Source organism: Larkinella insperata (genome assembly GCF_026248825.1).
GTDB classification, from domain to species: Bacteria; Bacteroidota; Bacteroidia; order Cytophagales; family Spirosomataceae; genus Larkinella; species Larkinella insperata.
The window spans coordinates 1015292-1037958 of record NZ_CP110973.1 but is presented as its reverse complement, the minus strand read 5'-3'; the positions used below and the strand labels follow the sequence as shown (position 1 = coordinate 1037958).

The 22667-nt window shown below is 51.7% G+C and carries 26 protein-coding genes; 14 read left to right on the top strand and 12 right to left on the bottom strand.

The features are described from left to right. Positions 1-202: 202 nt before the first annotated feature. Both OQ371_RS04160 and OQ371_RS04155 read left to right on the top strand, forming a co-directional pair. Entirely contained in the window at positions 203-496 is a 294-nt protein-coding gene (locus OQ371_RS04160) for a DUF3861 domain-containing protein (RefSeq protein WP_265992525.1), read from the top strand. A 202-nt stretch (positions 497-698) separates the two neighbouring features. Further along, positions 699-1538: a S1 family serine peptidase gene (locus OQ371_RS04155; protein WP_265992524.1), complete on the top strand. Its 840-nt coding sequence runs from the start codon at positions 699-701 to the stop codon at positions 1536-1538. Between the two features lie 123 nt (positions 1539-1661). On the opposite strand, the gene OQ371_RS04150 is transcribed toward OQ371_RS04155, so the two are convergent. Beyond that, positions 1662-2396 (bottom strand): hypothetical protein, encoded by a 735-nt coding sequence (locus OQ371_RS04150; RefSeq protein ID WP_265992523.1) that lies wholly within the window; start codon positions 2394-2396, stop codon positions 1662-1664. A gap of 440 nt (positions 2397-2836) precedes the next feature. Between OQ371_RS04150 and OQ371_RS04145 the strand changes: the two genes are divergently transcribed. Together OQ371_RS04145 and OQ371_RS04140 are read left to right on the top strand one after the other, a co-directional pair. Continuing rightward, a complete protein-coding gene (locus tag OQ371_RS04145; RefSeq protein WP_265992522.1) occupies positions 2837-3373 on the top strand; it encodes a Rad52/Rad22 family DNA repair protein in 537 nt (178 codons plus the stop codon). Between the two features lie 337 nt (positions 3374-3710). Further along, on the top strand, positions 3711-3965 hold the full coding sequence (locus tag OQ371_RS04140) for a hypothetical protein (protein WP_265992521.1): 255 nt from the start codon (positions 3711-3713) through the stop codon (positions 3963-3965). 95 nt (positions 3966-4060) lie between these two features. Here OQ371_RS04140 and OQ371_RS04135 read toward each other — a convergent pair whose 3' ends face one another. Next, positions 4061-4393, bottom strand: coding sequence for a hypothetical protein (locus tag OQ371_RS04135; RefSeq protein WP_265992520.1), 333 nt, complete (start codon positions 4391-4393; stop codon positions 4061-4063). A gap of 271 nt (positions 4394-4664) precedes the next feature. Here OQ371_RS04135 and OQ371_RS04130 point away from each other — a divergent pair, with 271 nt between their 5' ends. Beyond that, positions 4665-5018 carry a hypothetical protein gene (locus OQ371_RS04130; RefSeq protein ID WP_265992519.1) on the top strand — a complete coding sequence of 118 codons (354 nt, stop codon included), beginning with the start codon at positions 4665-4667 and terminating at the stop codon, positions 5016-5018. Here the strand turns inward: OQ371_RS04130 and fbp are convergent. Next, a complete protein-coding gene (gene fbp / locus OQ371_RS04125; RefSeq protein WP_265992518.1) occupies positions 4990-5991 on the bottom strand; it encodes a class 1 fructose-bisphosphatase in 1002 nt (333 codons plus the stop codon). The genes OQ371_RS04130 and fbp overlap by 29 nt on opposite strands. 298 nt (positions 5992-6289) lie before the next feature. Here fbp and OQ371_RS04120 point away from each other — a divergent pair, with 298 nt between their 5' ends. Continuing rightward, the gene (locus tag OQ371_RS04120) at positions 6290-7246 is read left to right on the top strand and encodes a DUF6624 domain-containing protein (RefSeq protein WP_265992517.1); all 957 of its coding nucleotides are present in this window, start codon (positions 6290-6292) and stop codon (positions 7244-7246) included. A 129-nt stretch (positions 7247-7375) separates the two neighbouring features. Next, positions 7376-8167: a hypothetical protein gene (locus OQ371_RS04115; RefSeq protein ID WP_265992516.1), complete on the top strand. Its 792-nt coding sequence runs from the start codon at positions 7376-7378 to the stop codon at positions 8165-8167. Between the two features lie 176 nt (positions 8168-8343). Here the strand turns inward: OQ371_RS04115 and moeB are convergent, their stop codons facing one another. Further along, a complete protein-coding gene (gene moeB, locus OQ371_RS04110) occupies positions 8344-9489 on the bottom strand; it encodes a molybdopterin-synthase adenylyltransferase MoeB (protein WP_265992515.1) in 1146 nt (381 codons plus the stop codon). 207 nt (positions 9490-9696) lie between these two features. Here moeB and OQ371_RS04105 point away from each other — a divergent pair, with 207 nt between their 5' ends. Then, positions 9697-10197 (top strand): DinB family protein, encoded by a 501-nt coding sequence (locus OQ371_RS04105; RefSeq protein WP_265994262.1) that lies wholly within the window; start codon positions 9697-9699, stop codon positions 10195-10197. A 33-nt stretch (positions 10198-10230) separates the two neighbouring features. Here OQ371_RS04105 and aspS read toward each other — a convergent pair whose 3' ends face one another. From aspS to OQ371_RS04090, 3 genes are all read right to left on the bottom strand, one after another. Beyond that, entirely contained in the window at positions 10231-12000 is a 1770-nt protein-coding gene (aspS, locus tag OQ371_RS04100; RefSeq protein ID WP_265992514.1) for an aspartate--tRNA ligase, read from the bottom strand. Between the two features lie 63 nt (positions 12001-12063). Continuing rightward, entirely contained in the window at positions 12064-13101 is a 1038-nt protein-coding gene (locus OQ371_RS04095; protein ID WP_265992513.1) for a glycosyltransferase family 4 protein, read from the bottom strand. A gap of 3 nt (positions 13102-13104) precedes the next feature. Continuing rightward, entirely contained in the window at positions 13105-13794 is a 690-nt protein-coding gene (locus OQ371_RS04090) for a polysaccharide deacetylase family protein (protein ID WP_265992512.1), read from the bottom strand. Positions 13795-14061: 267 nt separating this feature from the next. Between OQ371_RS04090 and OQ371_RS04085 the strand changes: the two genes are divergently transcribed. Next, complete coding sequence (locus tag OQ371_RS04085; protein ID WP_265992511.1) at positions 14062-14454, top strand: Hsp20/alpha crystallin family protein; 393 nt, start codon at positions 14062-14064, stop codon at positions 14452-14454. A gap of 114 nt (positions 14455-14568) precedes the next feature. Here the strand turns inward: OQ371_RS04085 and OQ371_RS04080 are convergent, their stop codons facing one another. From OQ371_RS04080 to OQ371_RS04065, 4 genes are all read right to left on the bottom strand, one after another. After that, entirely contained in the window at positions 14569-14868 is a 300-nt protein-coding gene (locus OQ371_RS04080) for a winged helix-turn-helix domain-containing protein (RefSeq protein WP_111628436.1), read from the bottom strand. Next, positions 14868-15521, bottom strand: a complete 654-nt coding sequence (locus OQ371_RS04075) for a hypothetical protein (RefSeq protein ID WP_265992510.1) — start codon at positions 15519-15521, stop codon at positions 14868-14870. Before OQ371_RS04075 ends, OQ371_RS04080 begins: the two co-directional genes overlap by 1 nt. Before the next feature lie 104 nt (positions 15522-15625). Continuing rightward, on the bottom strand, positions 15626-16018 hold the full coding sequence (locus OQ371_RS04070; RefSeq protein ID WP_265992509.1) for a diacylglycerol kinase family protein: 393 nt from the start codon (positions 16016-16018) through the stop codon (positions 15626-15628). Further along, positions 16002-16667, bottom strand: a complete 666-nt coding sequence (locus tag OQ371_RS04065; protein ID WP_265992508.1) for a DUF1361 domain-containing protein — start codon at positions 16665-16667, stop codon at positions 16002-16004. Before OQ371_RS04065 ends, OQ371_RS04070 begins: the two co-directional genes overlap by 17 nt. Before the next feature lie 174 nt (positions 16668-16841). On the opposite strand from OQ371_RS04065, the gene mazG reads away from it, so the two are divergent. The 5 genes from mazG to OQ371_RS04040 all read left to right on the top strand — a co-directional run bounded on the left by mazG (position 16842) and on the right by OQ371_RS04040 (position 21916). Then, positions 16842-17678, top strand: coding sequence for a nucleoside triphosphate pyrophosphohydrolase (gene mazG, locus OQ371_RS04060; protein WP_265992507.1), 837 nt, complete (start codon positions 16842-16844; stop codon positions 17676-17678). A 71-nt stretch (positions 17679-17749) separates the two neighbouring features. Then, positions 17750-18904 carry a T9SS type A sorting domain-containing protein gene (locus OQ371_RS04055; RefSeq protein WP_265992506.1) on the top strand — a complete coding sequence of 385 codons (1155 nt, stop codon included), beginning with the start codon at positions 17750-17752 and terminating at the stop codon, positions 18902-18904. A gap of 171 nt (positions 18905-19075) precedes the next feature. Then, positions 19076-20809: a single-stranded-DNA-specific exonuclease RecJ gene (recJ, locus tag OQ371_RS04050; protein WP_265992505.1), complete on the top strand. Its 1734-nt coding sequence runs from the start codon at positions 19076-19078 to the stop codon at positions 20807-20809. Between the two features lie 5 nt (positions 20810-20814). Beyond that, the gene (gene lptB, locus OQ371_RS04045) at positions 20815-21549 is read left to right on the top strand and encodes an LPS export ABC transporter ATP-binding protein (protein WP_265992504.1); all 735 of its coding nucleotides are present in this window, start codon (positions 20815-20817) and stop codon (positions 21547-21549) included. A 4-nt stretch (positions 21550-21553) separates the two neighbouring features. Further along, complete coding sequence (locus tag OQ371_RS04040; RefSeq protein WP_265992503.1) at positions 21554-21916, top strand: cupin domain-containing protein; 363 nt, start codon at positions 21554-21556, stop codon at positions 21914-21916. Here the strand turns inward: OQ371_RS04040 and recO are convergent. Beyond that, positions 21913-22605 carry a DNA repair protein RecO gene (gene recO / locus OQ371_RS04035; RefSeq protein ID WP_265992502.1) on the bottom strand — a complete coding sequence of 231 codons (693 nt, stop codon included), beginning with the start codon at positions 22603-22605 and terminating at the stop codon, positions 21913-21915. The two genes, OQ371_RS04040 and recO, sit on opposite strands and share 4 nt — an antisense overlap. Between the last annotated feature and the right edge of the window lie 62 nt (positions 22606-22667).

The following is a 22667-nucleotide window of genomic DNA, read 5'->3' as shown; positions in this document are numbered from 1 at the left end:
TTTCCGCGTTGCTTCTGTAAACTTAACTTCACCCGACTTCCAACGAATAAATCTGAACCAATTTTAAAGGCCGCTCTTGCCCGATAAAGCTTCTGGTTGAAGTTCTTTGGTAATGGTTTTATCCCGATGATTTATTTAATGCGCTATAGCGCAACTTTGTTCTGTTCGAGTAAGGTTATGGCAGAAACACGTTGTTAAATCCATGGAAAAGAAGACAAACAAATATCAGTTGACGCTCAAACTCGTGGAACTCGCCAACGGTGAAAGCGTCCCCGACAAGCAGCTGGAATTAACATTCGACAACCACGATGAAGTGTTTGGCATCATCGAACGGTTGCGGGAAAAGGACCCATTCGACAACAAGGAACAAGCGACTGAATTTGCAATTGGCCTCAAAATGTTCAGTGAAGTGATGCTAAAAAACCGGAATCACCCTTTGTTTGAAGAACTGAAACCGGCGTTCCAAAGCTTCATGAAGCGGTTGAAAAGCACGTAATTGGCTTGGTAAACGAAAACCAGCAAACCGCCGATGGTAATTCGGTTGATTTGCCCGGCTGCCCAAATGGTCTTGGAGGTTACTGAAAATTGATAATCGGTTACCGCTTACTCACAAATACTTCGTGTGTGCAATTCAGGCATGAAGATTGACTCTTGCTTGAGTACTCCTATCTATAAGTAAAATTGCTTACACGTTGAAAATGCGAAGTGGACTAGTCACTCAGGAATTTAAGCCTTTCAAAAGCGTTGCGGGTTCGATCGTCATGATTGAATGCACGTTGGCGTCCAAACAAATCCGCCGGGGAACCGGCCTTATTTACGAACTCTGTCAACGCGAGGGCGGAACGGTTTTTCAGGCTATCGTAACCAACCGGCACCTGGCTCAGGATGCCAAATGGACCCGGATCCGGTTTACCAGCCGGAAGCCCAACGGTGAACCCGATCACGAAAATCAGGTAGAGATTACGTGCACCGATTTCTGGCAAGCTTGCATTCCGCATCCCGATCCGAAAGTTGATCTTTGCATCTATCCCCTGCAACGGGTATTGAACAAAGCCGAACAGGAAGGAACCTCGATCTACATCCCCTCGACGGAACTATACCGGATGCCCTCAGCACACGAACTTGCCAATATCGACGCCGTCGAAGAAGTATACATGGTGGGGTATCCCACCAGTTTACAGGATTCGGCTACGGGAACACCCATCTACCGCAAAGGAATCACGGCCACCGATATAAACTTCCGGTATGCCGACCGACCGCAGTTTTTGATCGATACGGGCCTGTTTCAGTGCTCCAGTGGTTCGCCCGTTTTCATGGTTGTCAACAAAGTCAGCCGGGTGGACGATCAGTACATTCTTGAAAAACAGATTCGTCTGGTCGGGATCATCGGCTTTGTTTTGATTCAGTCGGATGAGGAGGTGATCAAAACGCTGGCTTGCGATGACCTGCCTATCCGCCAGTCCAATCAGACCATTAATCACCTGGGTGCGGTGATCCACTACAGCAAATTGCTGGACTTTGAAAAGATGCTGGCCTGACGGTTTGCCCAAACGGCAATACAACTAAGAGTAACCTTATGCTGTCTATGAGTTACCCCATTGAACTCGAAGCGTTGTTTCAAGGTCTTCGCCAGTCGGTTTCGGGCCTGAAATGCCGTGTTTTTAGTTAAGGTTCAAGCCAATGGTAACGCCTAGCCACGGTTTGTTCTGGTAAATCCAGAGGTTCTTGTTTTGATCAATCAGGTAATCGAATCCGACGGCCAGGCCCAGATTAACGGCCCGATAGCCGAAAATGGCCGCAAAACCGTAGCTCAGGCAAACCCCCTCGTACTCGTCCAGATACTGCCCGGCGGTTGAAAAAGACCGTACCGTCGCGGCTGTCAGCCCCAGCAGACCGCCCGCCCCGATGCTGTACGAACGAATTTCGGAACGCTGCTGGTGGTGGTAAAACACATTGCGATGAAACCCCTGGTCGTAGCGCAAACCCAGGTACACGGCTGCATTGGGCGTGGTGATCATCTCGGGCGGCTGGCCCTGCTGACCTATCCGGTACTTGAAAGGAATGGTAATCAGGTCGGCATCGAACGAGGTGAAATGATACCGAAACCAGGCGCTTTTTTCATCCACCGACGGTTTGCCCAGCCGCGGATTAACGAAAAAAACGTACGTTGAATCGGAGATGTCGATGGTTGCGGGCCGACCGTCGTTAGCCGGCAGCGACGTTTTGACCAACTCCACAAACAGCGTGTCGTTTTGCAGGTAAAGAGCCGCCGTTGCGGGCTTGGTAAGCCGTTTGCTTTGTTTGACCTTGCGCTGGTCTGCATAAAAAAGCGCCTGCTTTTTGTTGACCACGAACGTCTGGTTTAATTCCTGAATGCTCCGTCGCGTATGATACATGCGGGTGCAGCCGCCCATTACAATGCCCAGCAAACAACTGAGCCACGCAAGCCCAACAGTTGCTGACCGACCCCAAGGCCCGAGCAGAGAGCAACCCGCTTTGGGAAGAGCTTGGAACGAATGCGCGCGAGCCAGTTCAGGTTGAAATGAATTCATGAATGACAAAGTTTGCGGGAATTTGGATGGTAAGTTACGCGAAAACGGGATGATCTGCTTAACCCGTAATTCGGGGTGAAGGTTCTGTGCAACCGGGTAACCTACCGGCTGTGAATTTACGTTACTTAAATGTTACTCAACATTTTGCATTTTACAGGGTTGAGTAGCTAAAATCAGGCTTTTTTGCGTTGCTTATCCTAGCACTTTTAAGTGAATATTTCAGGAGGTTTTTGAATGAAATCTGGCGGTAATTTGTTATATTTAAGCAAGCAAATACTAACGAAATGGAACTCCACAAATTAACAAACCCCTTGCAGGCGGAAGAGATCGAATGGCGGGTGCAGCAGGTAATTGAAGCGAAAAACGGCAAACCGGCCAAACTGATCGTTGTGCCTTACATCACCAACCGTTCCGTCATGGAGCGATTTGACGAGCAATTTGGCTGGGCCAACTGGAGCAACGAAATCAGGGAAATCGACGGCGGTTTTCTGTGCACGATAACCGTCACGTTGCCTTCCGGCCAGGTGATCAGCAAAACCGACGGTGCCAGCCGGACGGCTATCGAACCCGTGAAGGGCGGGATTTCTGATGCCATGAAGCGGGCTGCCGTGCAGTTCGGCTTGGGTCGGGGTTTATACAACTTCCCCAAAGTATTTGTCGAAGCAGAAGGCAAATACATACCGGAATGGGCCAATCGGCTGCTGGACGCGCTGGTCGATTCCATCAACAGCGGCAAACCGCAGCGTGATGTGATCGTGCTGAAAGAAGAACACGTTCGCCAATTGCAACGTCCTCAGCCTCAGGTGCGGGCCGCAGCCTGACCTTGTTGATTCGATAAATCTAAACTTTTTGCCCGGCTGAAACCGGGCTTTTTTGTGCCCAAACTGGTCGCATGTCTGCTAGATTGTCCACTTACTGTTTTTAATAAACTCATTATCAAGTTTTTGATAGTCAAGGCTTTGTTAAGGGAATGTGCGTTTATTTTCCCATTAACTAATCTTACGCAGAAAGGCGTCTTCGAAAAGCAATATTATTTATCCCTTTACGTAAAATGGGTAACTAATTAGATTGACTCCTACGATGAACGCAACACTAAGTCCAAAGATAGACCGCTATTACGTTGTTCACAAAGAACCTGTTCTGTTAACCGAACAGCATGTGAAAAGTCTCTCGTCCGATGAACTGCAACCCATCAAGCTAACCAGGCCCTGGTTGCAGGCCTTCGGCTTTCAGCCCGATCCATCGGCGTATTCCTGGAGGTTTGGAAATGCACGTCTGGTGGCCGGCATGAACTGCTGGCTGTGCATTAAGTCGCGCCGGTATATCCAGTACGTTCACGAGTTGCAGGATCTGTTTGAGGAACACTTCCACGAAACCAACCTGGTTCTGTCGTCGCACAGCTTTTATGTCTAGATGCCGTTTTGACGACCTTTTAAAACAAAACCCCGGCATTGCCGGGGTTTGTCCTGATTATCCTAATTATGTATGAGAAGTTTACATGAACGGTGTCAGGCGTCAGGTTCGGTTGCGTGGCGCACCACCTGATACAAATTGACCAGATCGTCGGTTGAAAGCCCGTCGAGTTCAACGTCGTTGTGGTCGCTGAAATGCAGCGTCAGGGGATCGGTTTCGTCGTTGTTCAGGGTGAGTGCCGTAATTTCCAGGTCAGAATCGCTCAGGGTGAGGGGCAGAAACCGTAAATCAAACTCCGCAGCATCAGCTTCCTCGCCCTGCGCCGTCACCACCGCAACAATGGCGTTTTTGAGGGCCGTTCGAAGGGTTTCCAGCCGATCAACGAACTCGTCGACCGACGGTAGAGCAGAAAAATCAGGCGTCGCCATAGCGTAGAAACAGGAAGTTTTGCAGATCAATACCGGTGGCAAAATTGCACGGAGTTCCGGAATTTACGGGCTCATTCCGAATTATGTTTTTGTGACCTTTCACCGCGGTTTGTAAAGTAAAGGTAACGTTATCCGGCGGTAACCGTTTAAAAATGCAACGCTCCAGACCGTACTTTCAACCGTCCAGCGTGCGGTTTCGACCGGCGAATGGTGTGGAACTTCGTCGGGCCTGTTAAAGCCCTCTATTTTTGGTGCGTTAATAAGCTGCACCATGCCAACGCTGGTATTCTTCTTTGTGCTTTCGCTGCTTTTCTGCGCCGTGCAGGCCTTTGCACTCCGGTCGGTTCCGGAGGAGAGCCTGGTGGTTCAGTTGTCGCGGTACCTGACCGATCCGGTCCTAGTTTGTCAGAGTAGCCGTATCGACTTCGTTCTCATCAGTTTTCGGGTCGATGCCCGCGAGCGGCTGACCGACTTACGGGTATACACCTGCGATCAGGAGTTCAACACGGCGGTCGCGCACCATCTAACGGGGAGACAAATCAATAACGCGGGAATGGACAGCCAGCGAACGCAGTGGGTCCGGATACGGTTTTTGCCTACGGAAACAGGCACAGCAAGTCGCTGACCATAGCCGGAGCGCCCATGTATAGGGAGCTTCGCTGGTGCAAACTGCGCGGCTTGATGTCCAGAATCGACTCCCTGTGCGTAACCGCCCGGCAACCCGCCCGCTCGGCAATGAACGCCAGCGGATAGCACTCATACAATAGCCGAAGTTTGCCGTCCGGGTTTTTGGCCGTGGGCGGATACAGGTAAATCCCGCCTTTCAGCAGATTTCGGTGGAAATCGGCCACCAGCGAGCCGATGTAACGAGCGGTATGGTGTTTCTCCCGGCAACTGGCCAGGTACTTTCTGACGGGTTCTTCATACTCATCGACATTGCCGTCGTTACAGGAGTAGATTGTTCCGTCCAGCGGGCTTCTGATGTCAGCGTGCGACAGGATAAATTCACCCAGCGAGGCATCGTACGTGAAGCCGTTGACGCTGTGGCCGGTTGTATACACCAGAATGGTTGACGAGCCGTACAGAATGTAACCGGCAGCCACCTGCTCGTGGCCTCCCTGTAAAAAATCTTCGACGGTGGGTTCGCTGCCAATCGGCGTTACGCGTCGGTAAATGGAAAAAATCGTACCAATAGACACATTCACGTCGATGTTGGTAGAACCGTCGAGCGGGTCGATGGCTACCACGTACTTAGCGTTGTTGTTACCGGTAAGGATGATTTCCTCTTCCTCCTCCGAAATGATGGCGCATACCTCCCCGCCATTTTTTAGCGCCCGACTGAACCGAATATCCGCAATTACATCCAGTTTCTGCTGACTTTCTCCCTGGACGTTTTGTACGCCCATACCGCCGGTCAGGTCGATGAGACCGGCCCGGTTGATTTCCCGGTTGATGATTTTACCGGCCAGCGCAATGTCACGCAGCAATTGCGACAGTTCGCCCGTAGCATACGCGAAGGCGTATTGGCGGTTCATAATGTACCGGTCGAGGGTTGTGCCGACCGGTAAGGCCAGGGGATGGGAGGTTCGTACGTTCATGCTGTCCGAAATGAGAAAGGAACACGGATTTAGGGGAAGAAAGCGAATGGATTCGGGGTTTTCGTCATGTACCGTCATGCCTGTCGAGTGTTCCTTATTGCAGTTTTCACCTAACCTGTTAGTTGAATGAAGACTGATTATGAGATAAATACCGCTTGTTGCAGCCAGGAGCGGTGCAGCGGGTTTTCATCCAGTACCGCGAACAGACTGAAACTCATTTTGAATAGACGGTACAAGCAATTTTTTTAATATTAACTAGCCTTGTAGTTATATTGCGGAATAAACCGCTTCAAACCGTATGAAATTCTTTCTCTTCGTATCATTCAGTCTTTTCTATTCGCTGACTTTTGGGCAAAATTATGCCTCCCTGATTAGTCAGGCCGAGAAAAAATACCAGGATAAGTCTTATAAAGAGTCCGTTAATCTCTACCAACGGGCTTTTAAACTCGAGCAGAAAAACCGTTCTGATTTTTACAATGCAGCTTGTTCGGCCGCTTTAACGAAGGATACTGAACTGGCGATGAAGTGGTTGAATCAGGCCGTTGAAAAGGGATTTATCAACATCCGGCACCTGAAAACGGACAGCGATCTGAACGGGCTGCACGACCGGCAGGAGTGGAAGGACCTAGTGGCCAACCTACAGGCGCAGGTGGATAAAATCGAAGCCAGTTACGATAAACCGTTGCAGGCCAAGCTGCTGGCAATTTATGATGAAGATCAGAAATACCGGCAGCAACTCAATGAGGTGGGGCAAAAACACGGTTTTGAGTCGCCGGAAGTTAAAAATCTCTGGAAAACCATCGAAGAAAAAGACAGCGTTAATCTCATCCAGGTGAAGGCTATTCTGGATCAGCACGGTTGGGTTGGAGAAGACAAAGTGGGGCCTCAGGCAAGTACAACCCTATTTCTGGTGATTCAGCACGCTGATCTGGCCACGCAGCAAAAATACCTGCCCATGATGCGTGAAGCCGTGAAAGCCCAAAAGGCGCAACCCAGTGCGCTGGCGTTACTGGAAGATCGGGTGGCACTGGGCGAAGGGCGACGGCAAACGTACGGCAGCCAAATCGGTCAGGACAGCAAAACCGGGAAAGCGTACGTCCTGCCGCTGAACGATCCCGACCACGTTGATCAACGGCGGGCGGAAGTCGGTTTGCCGCCCCTGGCCGATTACGTAAAGCACTGGGACATTGTCTGGAACGTTGCCGAATACAAAAAACAACTACCGCAACTGGACAAACAGGCGGGCATCAAGTAGCCTTATCAGACGGCCTGCCGACGCGCGTATTTTACCGGATACCGACGCGTAGTTGTACCTGGATTTCAAGTAATATGTTGACAATGAGTAGCTAATGGGCGTAACTTCATTAGGTTAACCCTTACCGCTATGAAAACAGACGATGCGCTTACTGTCGAAAATCCGGCTGTTGGTAAACACTACGTCCGCAACCGTGGATTGATGGGGATTTTCCTCTTTTTCGGTTGGCTGGTTTTATTTTTTATGGGGTTGAGTGTGCCGGCGTCGAAGCTGCAACCTCTTGACAAAGCAGGGCATGTCATCTGGGATACGTTGTGGTTGTACGCCCTGACGTTTACGCCAACCAATACCGCCCTGCTGGCGGCTCTGGCGGGGGTGATTGGGGGCCTGTCCAGTAATCTCAGTGCAGTTAACGAAAAGCCCCACATTGACATGGATGCATTGGAGCCGGATTCGTTCGAATACCGGAGTCTTGTTTATATGACCGAACACCCCGTAGTTTCGATGTTTCGCGGTTTTCTGGCGTACCTGATTCTGGTAGCCGGTTCATACGTAGCCAGTTTTTCCGTTCCGGTGGATGCGAGTGATACCTCTACCCCAATTCTCGGCATGTCGGCGGCTTCTTATTTCAAATTTGCCGTAACGGTTTCGTTGCTGTCTTATCTGGTAGGATACGACCCTACGCAATTGCAGCGCTTAGTCAGCTCCCTGAACATCGGCGGAAGAAAAGCAACTGATTTTGCCGGGCATATGCGAATCAAAGACGGTCGGCGGCAACTCGAAGGAGAATTTGCGGGAAAAGCCGTTCCGGCCAGCCCAACTGCCGATCCGGTGCAAAAAGAGGAAGACCCGGTTCCGGAGAAGAAAAAGGCCGGGCTGAATGGCAAAGCAAAAAGTCTCAAACACCTGACAAAGGCCTAGTCGTCAATGCCCTTTTGTCAAAACTGCCGCTTACTGTATCAGTCATTTTCTGCTAAGCCGCAGCAGACTGACCGATTCTGAGTCCGCGTACGGCGGTCCTGTTTTGAATGGAATAAAAAAAGCCCGCTTGCTGCTCTGGCTGACAGCAAGCGGGCGTTAGGTAGCATGTTTTAACGTTAATAGACTTCCATTTCGGGTTCTACATCCCGCGCCCAGCTGTTGATGCCGCCCTGCAGGTTCATCAGGTTCGTAAAACCAAATTCCTTCTGGAGGTAATCAACCACGTACTGGCTGCGAATACCGTGGTGGCAGTAAACCACTACCGGCCGGTCAACCGGAATGCGTTTAACGTTATTGGCGATGATGTTGACCGGAATCAGAACCGCATTTTCCAGGTGGCAAATGTTATATTCGGGTCGTTCGCGGACATCGAGCAGAAAAATATCTTCGTCCTTCGTCAGCCGTTGGGCCAGTTCCAGGGCGGTGATGCTCTGGCGGATTTCGGTTTTTGCAACGGTGCGCTGGCCTTCTTCCCATCCGTTCTGGGCGGCTGTTTCGGCGTCAAGCCGTCGGCGAACCCGAATTTTCTGAAACGACATCGCCAGCAGATCCACCATCAGCAGTTCTTCGCTCAGCGAGTGACCAACGCCCGTGATCAGTTTAATGACCTCGTTGGCCTGGTAAGTGCCGATCACACCGGGCAAAACGCCAAGGACGCCCGTTTCGGCGCAATTCGGAATTTCCATCTGATTCGGAAACTCCGGAAACAGACAGCGGTACGTCGGGCCGCGCCGAATTTCCTCGGGCTGGAACTCGGAAGGTGCCAGCCGGGCGTTCAAAACCGCCACCTGTCCTTCAAAACGGTGGATGGCTCCATAAATAAACGGCTTCTCCTGCATCACGCAGACGTCGTTGACCAGGTAGCGAACCGTAAAGTTGTCGGTACAGTCCACCACCAAATCGTATTCGTCGATGATCGTCCGGGCGTTTGAACGGTCGAGCGCATACGCGTAGGCGTTGAAGCTGATTTCCGGGTTGATTTTTTTGAGTGAATTTACGGCTACCGTTGCCTTCGGTTTACCTACTTGTTCTGTAGTGTAAATTACCTGCCTTTGCAGGTTACTAATGGCAACCGTATCGGGGTCAATAACACCAATGGAACCGACGCCAGCCGCGGTTAAATACAGCAAAACCGGGCAACCCAATCCACCGGCGCCTACCACCAGAACACGAGCCTGTTTTAACTTCAATTGTCCTTCCACGCCAATTTCTGGCAGGTTCAGATGTTTTTCGTAGCGGGTGTATTCGGCGGGTAATAACATAGTTGATTTGTTGCTTGCTAAACGGATCTACATTTTAAACGAAAAAGCGATGCAAATCACATTTTCGGTTCGATTTTTATTTTACGCTCGTTTTTGAGTAGAAATCCGGGCGAAGGCTTGCAAACCTGCCTACCGGATTTAACTTTGGTTCTCAAACCATTACTTCTCGCTATGAAACAAAAATTTGGATTCACCGCCCTAACCCTGATGCTTTGGGTAACCTTCAGCGGCTTTTCGACCAAACTGGCAACCGTGAGCCAGATTACGGCGGAATGGCAGCGCGCTAAAGAGTATACGAAAGAATACCTGGATGCGATGCCGGAAGACGGCATCGGTTTCAAGCCGACCCCCGAAGTACGGAGTTTTGCCGAGCAGATGCTGCACCTGGCCAACGCAAACTACAACTTTGCGTCGGGCGCTACCGGAAAGTTCAATCCGATGCAGGGCAAGAAAATGGAAACCATGGAAGAGTTCAAGACCAAAGCCGGTCTGACGAAAGCCGTGATGGACAGTTATGACTTTGTGATCGACGGGGTCAAAGGCTTAAGCGATGCGCAACTGGCCGAAAACGTGAAAATGGGGCCGCGCGAAATGTCCCGCGAAACGATGCTGGCCAAAGCGTTTGAACACCAGACGCACCACCGGGGCCAAACGACCGTGTATATCCGGATGAAAGGCGTCAAACCGCCGAACGAAAAACTGTTTTAACAAAAAAGGGCCGACAATGTCGGCCCTTTTTTGTTACTTCTTCGCTACGGCAATCTGCAACTCATTCAGTTGCGCCGGCGAGATTGTAGCGGGCGAATCGATCATCACGTCGCGGCCCGAGTTGTTTTTCGGGAAGGCAATGAAATCGCGGATCGAATCGGCGCCCCCGAAGATGGAGCACAACCGGTCGAAACCGAACGCGATACCGCCGTGGGGAGGAGCTCCGTACTCGAACGCGTCCAGCAGGAAACCGAACTGCGCCTTGGCTTCTTCGGGCGTAAAGCCCAGAAAATCAAACATTTTAGACTGTAAGTCCCGCTGGAAAATCCGGATGGAACCCCCGCCGACTTCCGTTCCGTTGATCACCATGTCGTAGGCGTTGGCCCGCACGTGACCGGGGTTGGTTTCCAACAGCGGAATATCTTCCGGTTTGGGCGAGGTAAACGGGTGGTGCATCGCAAACCAGCGGTTTTCTTCGTCGCCCCACTCGAGCAGCGGGAAATCCAGCACCCACAGGGCGCTAAACTGGTTCGGATCGCGCAGGCCCAGCCGGGTACCCATTTCCAGCCGCAATTCGTTCAGTTGTTTCCGAACTTTAGCCGCATCGCCCGCCATGATGAGCAGCAGGTCGCCCGGCTCGGCCTGAAACTGGGCAACCCATTGTTTCAGATCGTCTTCCGTGTAAAATTTATCAACCGATGATTTGATGGTTCCATCGGCGTTGTAGCGCACGTAAATCAGCCCTTTCGCGCCAATCTGCGGACGTTTGATGTAGTCAGTTAATTCATCAACCTGCTTGCGGGTGTATTCAGCGCAGCCTTTGGCGTTGATGCCAATGACCAGTTCCGCCGAATCAAACACGACGAAGTTCTTGCCCGACGTCAGATCGACGGTGTCGAAGGCTCCCTTCAGCTCGACGAACTCCATCCCGAAGCGCGTATCGGGTTTGTCGGAACCGTACAGTCGCATGGCGTCAGCGTAGGTCATGCGGGGCACCTGGACCAGGTCGATGCCTTTCACGGTTTTGAACAGATGCCGCACCAGCCCTTCGAACATTTGCAGAATATCTTCCTGCGTGATAAACGACATTTCACAGTCGATCTGCGTAAACTCCGGCTGGCGGTCGGCGCGCAGGTCTTCGTCCCGGAAACACTTGACGATCTGGTAATACCGGTCGAAACCCGATACCATCAGCAGTTGCTTGAACGTCTGGGGTGACTGAGGCAGGGCGTAGAACTCACCCGGGTTCATGCGGCTCGGTACCACAAAATCGCGGGCGCCTTCCGGCGTCGATTTGATCAGAACCGGCGTTTCGACTTCAATAAAGTCCTGGCCGTCCATGTAAATCCGCGTCTGCTGCGCCATTTTGTGACGCAGTTCGAGGTTTCTCCGAACGGGATTCCGGCGCAGGTCCAGGTACCGGTATTTCATCCGCAGGTCGTCGCCCCCGTCGGTTTCGTCTTCGATCAGGAAGGGCGGTAGCTTGGCCGGATTCAGAACTTCCAGCGCTTCCAGACGGACTTCGATATCACCCGTAGGCAGGTTGGGGTTTTTGGATTTACGCTCGATCACTTCGCCGGAGGCTTTTACCACAAACTCACGGCCCAGCGACCGGGCGGTCTCAAGGATAGCCGGATCGGTTTGGCCTTCTTCGAGCAGCAGTTGGGTCAGGCCGTAGCGGTCGCGGAGGTCAATCCAGATCAAACCGCCTTTGTCGCGGATGCGTTGCACCCAGCCGCAGAGAATAACTTGGGTAGTAACGTGTTCGATGCGGATTTCTCCGCAGGTGTGCGTTCGAAGCATACTCTTCAAAATGGTTCAATAAGCCGCAAAGGTAGCCAAAGTAAATCCAATACCGTAACCCGTTTACAACAAATCAGTATACAACTGCCAATATTGTTGAGCAGCCCGTTCCCAACTGAAGCGGGCCGCCTGCTGGCGGAGCCGATCGGCCCGGAACGGATTGGCCCGGAAGTCGTTGAGGCCCGCAAACACGGTTTCGGCCATCTCCTCCGATTCATACGATTCAAAATAATACGCTTCTTTCCCACCAATTTCGGGCAGGCTTGTCAGGCGCGACAGAAAAACCGGTTTGCCACAACTCATGGCCTCAACCACTGGCAACCCAAATCCCTCGGACAGCGACGGAAACAGAAAGCCGTCGCAGTGCTGGTACAGCCAGTTTTTGGCGGCCTCCGTCACCGCGCCGGGCATCACCAGCCGGTCGCCAATTTCCAGCCGTTGTGCCTGTTCACGCAGGTGGGCCGCGTAGGGATGGGCATCAGGACCGGCCAGGACCAGCCTCCATTCCGGGAAGGCTTCCAGCAGTGGCAGCAACGTGTGCAGGTTTTTTTTGGGATGGATGACGCCGACGAATAGGAAAAACGGACCCGGAATCGCGAGCGGCTGGGTAGCGTCGTGACGGAGCGAATTACCGTTGTAAATAACCGTCAGCGGAACCGGCGGCAGGGTCAAGTGCTGGCGGACCACGGAGGCTGTGTATTCCGAAATGGTGGTGAGGGCCGAGGCCCGTTCGACCGCGCGTTGTACAACCGTCAGGCGGCGGTTCTTTTTGGCGTCATCGTAATCCGGCCGTTCCAGAAAATTCAGGTCGTGAATCGTTAAGACCGTTCGGGTTTGCCGGGACACGGGCCAGAACCGGGAGTCCTGGTGGGTGAGGTGACAGAGGTCGTGCTTACCCGGATTGTACCATCTCCGCCACCAGACGGCCGTTTGATACTGGACGTTCGAACCAAAAACGCCCTCCTGTCCTTTCGGAACCAGGAACGTAAGCCGGGCCGATGGCGGTTTTTGCCGGACCAGTTCCTGCCCCAGCCGCAGACAGAATTGCCCCAGGCCGCTGTTTAAATCCCGCAATCGTTCGGTATCGATGAAGATGTTCATTCGTTAGAGTAGTTTGCCAAACCGTACTTTCCGCGCAAATTGAGCCATGGAATCGGTACCGCGAATGTCCAGCCGTTGCAGTTCGAAGCGGTTGCTCGTCGGCAAACGGTTCAGGCGGTTGCCGATCCGGAAGGCCATTTCGATGCGTAACTGCTCCATTGCCTGCTGCATGGCCTGTTTGGTAGCTGCGTCTTTCGGGCGACCCCCATACGGGTAGGCGAAAGCCCGGGTGTAGGGCAGGTGGAGGGCATCGAAAGCCGCTATGTTTTCCGTCAAATCCGCCTGAATAACCGCAGCAGTTTGGTGTTTGTAATTTAAATGCCGGTGTGAATGCAACGCCAGTTCAAACGTAGGAAGTAATTGCCGGAGCTGGTCGATGCTCATGAGCGGATCGGTGCAGCCGTCCCATTCGTTGCAGCGGCCAACAAAAGCCGTTGGCACAAACAGCACGGCACTCATTCCAAACCGTTGCAGAATCGGTAGCGCGTGAGTCAGGTTGTTGAGGTAAGCATCGTCGAACGTGATCAGCACCGATCGGTCGGGCAATGATTTTCGCTGGTGAAGCGAAGTTGCAAAGTGTTCGAGCGTAATGGTCTGGTAGTTATGGTCTTGAAGCCACTGCAACTGCTGCTCGAATTGGGGGGCTGAAACGGTTAAGGCGTCTTGTAATTCTGGATCAATTTTGTGGAACATTAACACAGGTATACCGCTGCCAGTGCGGAAAAAACGCCACACCACATACACACTCACAAAAGCGGCAATTAGCCAAATCATAGATTATTTTATCATTTTTCCGGCTTAAAAATCAGGATTATTTGCGTTAAATAGCAAATTACTGCCCAATTGGCAGCCTTTTTTAGCTGGGTGCGATATCGCCGGCCAATATGGCGTTAAAAGGAGATATTACAAGTTAGGTACGCAATTTGAACAACAGTAACCATACAACCAATAAGTACGCTTATGAAACCGATAGAAAATACACTGCAGGGAATGGGAGGACAGTTTGATTTACTGAATACTCTGTATGGTGGATCGAGCATGACCCGTATGGAAACCGAGCAGGAATCAGACCGGTTGGTAATTAAGTTATCCGCGCCCGGCGTTGGTCCGGATGCGTTTAACGTGTTGATCGACGGGAAAAAACTGGTTTTATATACATTACTTCAACAAAAAAACGTGTCGGAAGGTCAAAGTCTGGCTGTACCGATGTTTTTGAGGGTTATTGATATCCCGGATTTTGTTGATGCTGAGCATATCGAGGCTACCCAGGAAGAAGGCCATGTGCTGGTTCATCTGCCGTTCAAAGACGGGCAGCATTTCCAGCGCCGGGTAGAGATTCAGAATCTGTTCTGAGTCCGGCAAACGCGCGGACGGTTTCTGGATTTAACCGTACCTGGAAAAGACCTGTACTCTGAAACCGTTCCGCTTCGGCGGCTCAATGGCGATCGGGTTGCAGGTCTTTTTCGTTTAAACGGAGCCACGAATAAAGTCTTCCAGGGCGTTGAGGTGCTCGGTAAAAGCCTGGCGACCGGTGGGGGTGGCCGAATACGTTGTGTTGGGCTTGCGGCCTACAAATTGTTTTTTTACTGAGACATAGCCCTGCTCCTCCAGCGCACGCAGGTGTGTCGCCAGATTCCCATCGGTCATGTCCAGCAGTTCTTTGAGGGAGTTGAAACTCAGGGTTTCATTCACAATCAAAACCGACATGATTCCCAATCGGGCTTTACTTTCAAACGCTTTATTAAAACCTATCAGGAACTCTCGCATTAGCGCTTTCGTTCGTCTCGTTCATACTTGAGGTACATCACAGTACCGTAAATAATGTGCAGCAGGCCAAATCCGACGGCCCACGTCAACAGGGAATAGCCGGTCCAGAACAGCGCCAGCAGACCCAGCAGAATTTCCGATAAACCGAGGTATTCAACGTCGCGGACGGTGTACTTGCTGCCGCTGCAAAGGGCCATTCCGTAAAAAATGAGCGTTGCCGGAAACGTCAGCCAGATCAGGTTGAACCGGATTAGAGCCAGGCAAAAAATACCACCCGCTACCAGCGGAACCATCAATGCCCAGAGTAATCGTTTCGAGGTGCTATTCCAGACGCTCTGTCCCTGGCGCCGGGCTTTGCGAACCGTAAAAAAGATGCCCAGCAGCAGCGCCATCACCAGAACGGCGGTTCCGTCCAGGATCAGAAAATCAACCATTTCCTGACGCGCCGGACCATTGAGCCGGCTTATGCGTTCGTAGCTGAGCAGTGTCAGGTGATTATTCTGCAGCCTTACATACGCTGCTCCGGCACCCAGAAGGGCCACAATTCCCGCTGAAACCCCCGATAGTCCACTTAACGACAGAAACTTTGAGGAGCGTTCCATCAGGCTCCGGATTTCCGTCAGGGTTTGTAAATGTTCGTGCGATTCGGACATCGAAAAGGAAATTGAATGGTAAAGATGGTTTGTTATACTTTCTCCGGGTTACTAGTTGGATAATTTTTACGATAAAAGGCTAAAAGTACGGCCATTCTTTTCGTTCAAAACCATCCGATCCGTTCTAACCACGCTAATAATTTCGTACCAAAAATCAATATACCGACAACGACGGCCAGCATCACCACCAACAGCACGGCCCCCGCGGATAAATCCTTGACGGCTTTGATTTGCGGATGGCGTTCCGGCGAAACCACGTCGGCGAGTTTTTCGATGGCCGTATTGAAGGCTTCTGCCGCCCACACCAGAGCAACCTGCGTCAGGATCAGCGCCCACTCGATCCGGTCCAGCCGAAGCCAGAAACCGGCTACAGCAACAGCCAGAGCCGCCAGCAGGTGAATTTTAGCATTATTCTCGAATCGGAACAGAGCGATGATACCGTCGGCGGCAAACCGAAAGCTTCGCAAATTTTTCCGAACGTCAATCCAGCGACTCATGCGTACGGCGTTGAACGTACTGGGTGAAACCGGTATAGAGTGTCACCAACGCGAAAGTATACGAAAGAGTAAGTTTCAATGCAAAAGGATTGAACAGACTTTGGGTGACCAGTTGCGCCAATTCCAGCGGATCGGTGAACAAATCCCAGCTATTGAGCCGGATATAACGACCCAGATAGACGCCGAAGCTGGTCAGGATCAGGCATCCGATCATGACGATCCACGTCCGGGTACGTCCCAGGCGCTGATTAAGAATCCGGTGCACCAGCACCTGAGAGTACAGGCCCGCCAGCAGCCCCGTGAGGGCGCACATGAAGAACATCATGGTGTCGAACCAGAGCGTTTCCTCAGGAACCCGCCGGACGTGAAACAGATCGGTGATAATATACGGAGAATTCGGCAGGAATAACAACCAGAGCGCCAAACCCGGCCACAAGACCCAGTTGGACAGGCGTCGGTTTTCCAGACCTTCGCGCAGCGACAGGGCGACGATGAGCGGAATCCAGGCCAGAAATAAATTCCAGCTCAACATCTTGATGTACCACGGGTTCAGCCGGACAACAACCAGGGCCATACTCATGACCGATAGCAGAATGAGCAGCCGCAGGCCTTCGCCGGAGCGGTAAACGGCAAGTAATTTATTTAGCATGGCGTAAAAGAACTTTGAGTTGCAAAGTAGCGAAGGGAAAAGGTGCGGAACAAGCAGATGGTCGAAAATATTTAGGAAGCGGTTGGCCGACCGTTGCGTTTCTATTTGATGGCGTTCCAATCAAATGCTTTTTGGGGTGGTTCAAACGTGGTAACTTTGTAAAAAAGACGTCTGATGCAAACCAACCTGAATCAACAACTGGAAACGATGCCCGCCCGGCGGCAGGAGCAACTGCTGGCCTTCGACCGCCTGCTGACCATCATGGATGAACTGCGCGAACAGTGCCCCTGGGACCGCAAGCAAACTATGGACAGCCTGCGCCACCTGACGATCGAAGAAACCTACGAACTTTCGGACGCTATTCTGGAGAAGGATCTGCCCGAAATCCGGAAGGAGCTGGGCGACGTGATGCTGCACCTGGTTTTTTACGCCCGGATTGCTTCCGAGCCGCAGTCGGGCGCCACTTTTGATATCGCCGATGTGCTGAACGGAGTCTGTGACAAACTGATTGCCCGCCATCCCCACATTTACGGCGACGCGGTGGCCGATACGGAGGAGAAAGTGAAGCAGAACTGGGAGCAGTTGAAACTCAAGGAAGGCAACAAATCCGTCTTGGCCGGGGTACCGGGTTCGCTGCCCGCTTTGGTGAAAGCGATGCGGATTCAGGAAAAAGCGCGGGGGGCGGGGTTCGACTGGGAGGAAAAACAACAGGTCTGGGAAAAAGTGGAGGAAGAAATGCAGGAATTTAAGGCGGAGTTCAATGCCGAAACCGACGAGAAAATCGATGCCGAGCGGGCGGAGAAAGAGTTCGGCGATGTGCTGTTTTCGCTGGTCAACTACGCCCGCTTTATCGATATCAATCCCGAGACGGCTCTGGAGCGCACCAACAAAAAGTTTATCCGGCGTTTTCAATACCTGGAAGAGCAGGCCCGAAAAAACGGCAAACAGCTTAAAGACATGACGCTCGACGAAATGGAAGTTTACTGGCAGGAAGCCAAGCAATTTGTTTGAGCTACCCTGTGACTTTTAGAGAGTTGCCTGTCTTACGGTAAAAAATTATTCACACCATCTTACCGTAACGTATGCACTGCCGTTCTCTACTTTTTGCCGGGCTGGTAGCCTTGTTGAGTTGTACATATTCCCTGGGACAGGATCTGGATTTTAATACCACGGCCCCGCTTTATCCAGACGGGGCCACGTCGCATTCGTACGTCAGTATTGGTACGCCAGCGGTCAATGTGGACATCAGCATCACGGGTCCCGGTTTGTTTTCGAATTTATCCCCACGCCGGGCGGGAACGGGTTTGAATACTCCCAGCGTCAACTTCAACAGTGTGAGTGAAACCAAAAATTACAGCTTCACCTTCGGGGACCCGGTCATGGGTCTGGAGTTTTCGCTGCTTGCTCTTCAGTACAAAACCGATTTCACCAACAAGGATCATAACTATCAGGACAAGATTATCATTCTTGCAACAGACGAAGCCGGAAATACCGTAATGCCTGTCATTCCGGCCGGAGCCGGCTATAGCGTCAACGGGAACGAAATTCTGGCCACTTCCAGCACCCGGTCGGATGTCAACAAAGTGCGTTTTCCCGACAAAGTGAAAAATGTGACGATTGTTTACGGAAATGGTCCGTTAGCCGGTCCTGATCCCAACCCGCAGGGCTTTACCATCGGTGATATGGAGTGGGCGGGGGTGGTGCTGCCGGTTGAATTAGCGAATTTTCGGGCAAAACCCATTCGCAGTGTTATTCAACTCTTGTGGGAAACCACATCGGAGCGCAACGCAAGCCATTTTATTGTCGAACACAGCCTGGACGTAACCGAATTCACCCCCATTGGCCGGGTAACGGCCTTTGGTGATGTCAGTCGGCGCCAGTTATATTCTTTTGTGGATGATCAATCCCATCAGACGACCAATTATTACCGGTTGCAGCAGGTCGATAAAGATGGAACCAGACACTATTCTAAAATCATTGCTGTCCGGCACGACGAACGATTGTCCGCGCTCTCGGTTTATCCCAACCCCGCCGACGGGCGCTCCATTGGGGTTCAAATGAATGAAATCGAGCCTTCGGCGCTGCGACTAACGGATTTGAGCGGCTATCCGATTGACTTTCGGGTAATCCAAAAAAACACCGGACAGATCACCCTGGAACCCTCCGCGCCTTTGAAGTCTGGCTTTTATTTGCTCCATGCAAAAGGGCATGAATCTGTTCGAATATTGGTTAAGTAAATTGCTTGTACAAAATGATAAATTATTTGTTTTCCTCTCCTGATAACGGGAACACGGACTCGTCATTTTTTAGTTGATGGGTAAGGGAAGCGGAGCGTTCCGGTTGGAGCCGTTGGCCGGAGCTTGCAGGTTTTCTGTTTCGTACTACCTTTTTCTTTTTTAACTTGCAGTATGAGTGAGAAACGCTGGATATACCGGCCGATACCGGAGTCGCCCGAGGAGTTACTGGCTGTGGAAAGCCTGACCCGTGACCTGAAGGTAAGCCCGTTTATGGCCATGCTGCTGGTGCAACGGGGTGTATACAACTTCGACCAGGCCCGGACGTATTTCCGCCCCGAATTTCCGCATCTTCACGATCCTTTTCTGATGAAAGATATGGACAAGGCGGTGCAACGGCTGCAGATGGCAATGGTCCGGGGGGAGAAAATCCTGGTTTATGGTGATTATGACGTAGACGGCACCACGTCGGTTGCCTTATTCTACGGTTTCATGAAAACCATCCACGCTGAGCTGGATTATTACATTCCTGATCGGTACAAAGAAGGGTACGGGATTTCAACACAGGGCATCGAATGGGCCGCAGAAAACGGGTTCTCGCTGATTGTTAGTCTTGACTGCGGAATAAAATCCGTGGAGCGCGTCGATGAAGCCTGGGAAAAAGGCATCGAATTCATTATCTGCGATCACCACCGGCCCGGGGCTGAAATTCCCAGAGCCGTTGCCGTGCTTGATCCGAAACGCTCGGATTGTGAATATCCCTGCAAGGATCTGACGGGTTGTGGCGTCGGTTTTAAGCTCTTGCAGGCCCTTTGCCTGTTCAGAGGAATTCCGCTCGAACAGTTATATGATTACCTGGATTTATTAGCCATCAGCATCGCATCGGATATTGTGCCGATTACGGGTGAAAACCGCGTTCTGGCGTATTACGGTTTGAAAAAACTAAATTCTTCGCCCGGTTTTGGGGTGCAGGCGCTGATTAAAGTGGCTGGGTTCAGTTCCACGCTGGATATCACCAATGTGGTGTTCGGGTTAGGGCCGCGAATCAATGCCGCTGGCCGGATCAAGCACGCCAAAGCCGCCGTACAACTGTTGCTGGCCGAAACCGAGCAGGAGGCCAGTGATTTTGCGTTTGAAATCAACGAACACAACAACAGCCGTCGGCAGTACGACACCAGCATCACCGAGCAGGCTCTGGCCATGATTCAGAGTGATGAATGGCTGCTCAATGCCAAGAGCACGGTACTGTTCAACAATACCTGGCACAAAGGCGTGATCGGTATAGTTGCATCGCGTTGCATCGAGAAATACCACCGGCCAACAATCATTCTGACCGAATCGCACAACCGGGCGGCTGGCTCGGCACGGTCGGTGCCGGGTTTCGACGTCTACGAAGCCATTGAAGAGTGCGCCGAATTGCTTGAACAGTTTGGCGGACATACGTTCGCGGCTGGTTTGACGCTTAAACTGGAGAATATCAAAGCGTTTCAGCAGAAGTTTGAGGAAGTGGTAACCCGGCGCATTCAGGAGGAACAGCTTATTCCGATGATTGAAATTGACATGGAGCTGGATCTGGATGCGATCGACCAGAAATTTTACAACGTTCTCAAACAAATGTCGCCGTTTGGCCCCCAAAACATGGCGCCCGTTTTTTCCACCAGCGATGTTTACCTGGTCGGAGAACCGTACATTATGAAGGAGAAACACTTGAAAATGACCGTGCAGCAGGCCGGTTCCTACAAACGATTCACCGCCATCGGTTTCAACATGGCCCACCACGCGCTCTTTCTCCAGCGCGACAAGCCATTTTCGATCTGTTACCAGATTGAGGAGAATAATTATAACGGGAATAAATCGTTGCAGTTATATTTGAAAGATATAAAGGCGACGGTAGGCGCTGAGCAGTAAGCAACATGATTCTCCGAACCGAAAACTTAGTTAAAAAATACGGCTCCCGGCTGGTCAACGATCACGTTTCGTACCAGGTCGAACAGGGCGAAATTGTCGGTTTGCTCGGCCCAAATGGTGCGGGCAAAACCACTTCCTTCTACATGGCCGTTGGCCTGATTAAACCGAATAGCGGCAAAGTTTATATTGACGACCAGGATGTTACCGATCTGCCCATGTACAAGCGGGCACGGCTGGGCGTTGGGTATCTGGCCCAGGAAGCGTCGGTGTTCCGGGATTTGACGGTTGAAGAAAACGTGCTGGCCGTGTTGGAAATGACCGATTTGCCAAAGCAGGCCCAGAAGGAAAAAGTGGAGAAGCTGCTGGAAGAATTCAGCCTGACGCACGTTCGCAAGAACAAGGGCAAGGTGTTGTCGGGCGGGGAACGTCGGCGGACCGAAATTGCCCGGAGCCTGGCCGTCGATCCGAAGTTTATTCTGCTGGATGAGCCGTTTGCGGGCGTTGACCCCATTGCGGTTGAGGACATTCAGAGCATAGTGGCGCAGCTTAAACACAAAAACATCGGTATTCTGATTACAGACCACAACGTAAACGAGACGCTTTCCATTACCGACCGGGCGTACCTGTTGTTTGAGGGTAAAATCTTGAAACAGGGCACTGCTGAAGATCTGGCCAATGATGAACAGGTTCGGCGCGTGTACCTGGGTCAGAGTTTTGAGTTGAAGCGAAAAGAATTTTAGCACTATGCCTACCTTAATCCAAAAACCGACTCTCATTGAAGCCGCTGGCAATAAACCCAAACGGATTGAAGAATACGCCGGGCGGGTCAATAGTGGGCATTCGACCGTGAGCGTGGCCCGGATGGTATCGCCCGAGGGGTGGGAAGAACCCGGTCAGCGCCCGGAATTTGAGGAAATTACCGTCGTACTGAGCGGGATGCTGCGCGTGGAACACGAAGGCGGTTCGCTGGAGGTACGGGCGGGTCAGGCCGTGGTGGCGCATCCGGGTGAATGGGTGCGTTACAGCAGTCCCGAGCCGGGTGGTGCCGAATACATCGCCGTTTGTTTGCCCGCATTTGCGCCAGACACCGTGCACCGCGATCCTTAGCTTAACACCTCCCGCAAGACCGACAAGGACTTGATTTCCCCCAGACTATCAATGTGAATCCGGTAAAATGCCACCAGGGCATCGAGCAATTCTGCCCGGGTTTGGCGGGAAACTTTCACGGGCGCTCCCAACCGCTGACGCAGAAATGCATTCAGGGCCTTTTCCGTAGCCTCATCGGGTAAAAACGGATATTTCTGTTCCTGCAACTGCTCCTCAAACTCGCGGGCGCTGGCCGGACCAAACCCCAGAAAAAACGCCAGTTTCAGCAGAAAAGCAATGTGGAAATTTTCGTAGTCGGCTTCGGCTTCTTCCAGATACCGAACGCTATCTTCCAGAAAATGATACAATGTCAGGTTGCTGGCTTCTTCTTTCAGCGTTTTAGTCAGCATTTCGCTCACAAACAGCGCCAGACTGGACTTGGCAATGTCGAACGGAAGGTGCTGGAAGGGGTAATTGATTTTAACTTCCGAGAGTCGGTTGAGGTCTTTATCCGGCTTGTAGTAGACCACCATATCGAGCAACGTTAACGGCTGAAAAAAGGCGATCCGGTTTGTTTTGCTCTTGGCCGAACGCACACCGTTGACGAGGTAACTTTGCAGACCGAACTCCTCGGTATAAACACGAACGATAATGGAAGTTTCGCGGTAACGGAAATAACTCAGAACGATTCCCCGGGTTTTGTGCAGCATTTTATCAAATAAGAATTCTCAACGGGCCAGTAAAAAGCACCTGCCCAAAACGGGCGATTGCT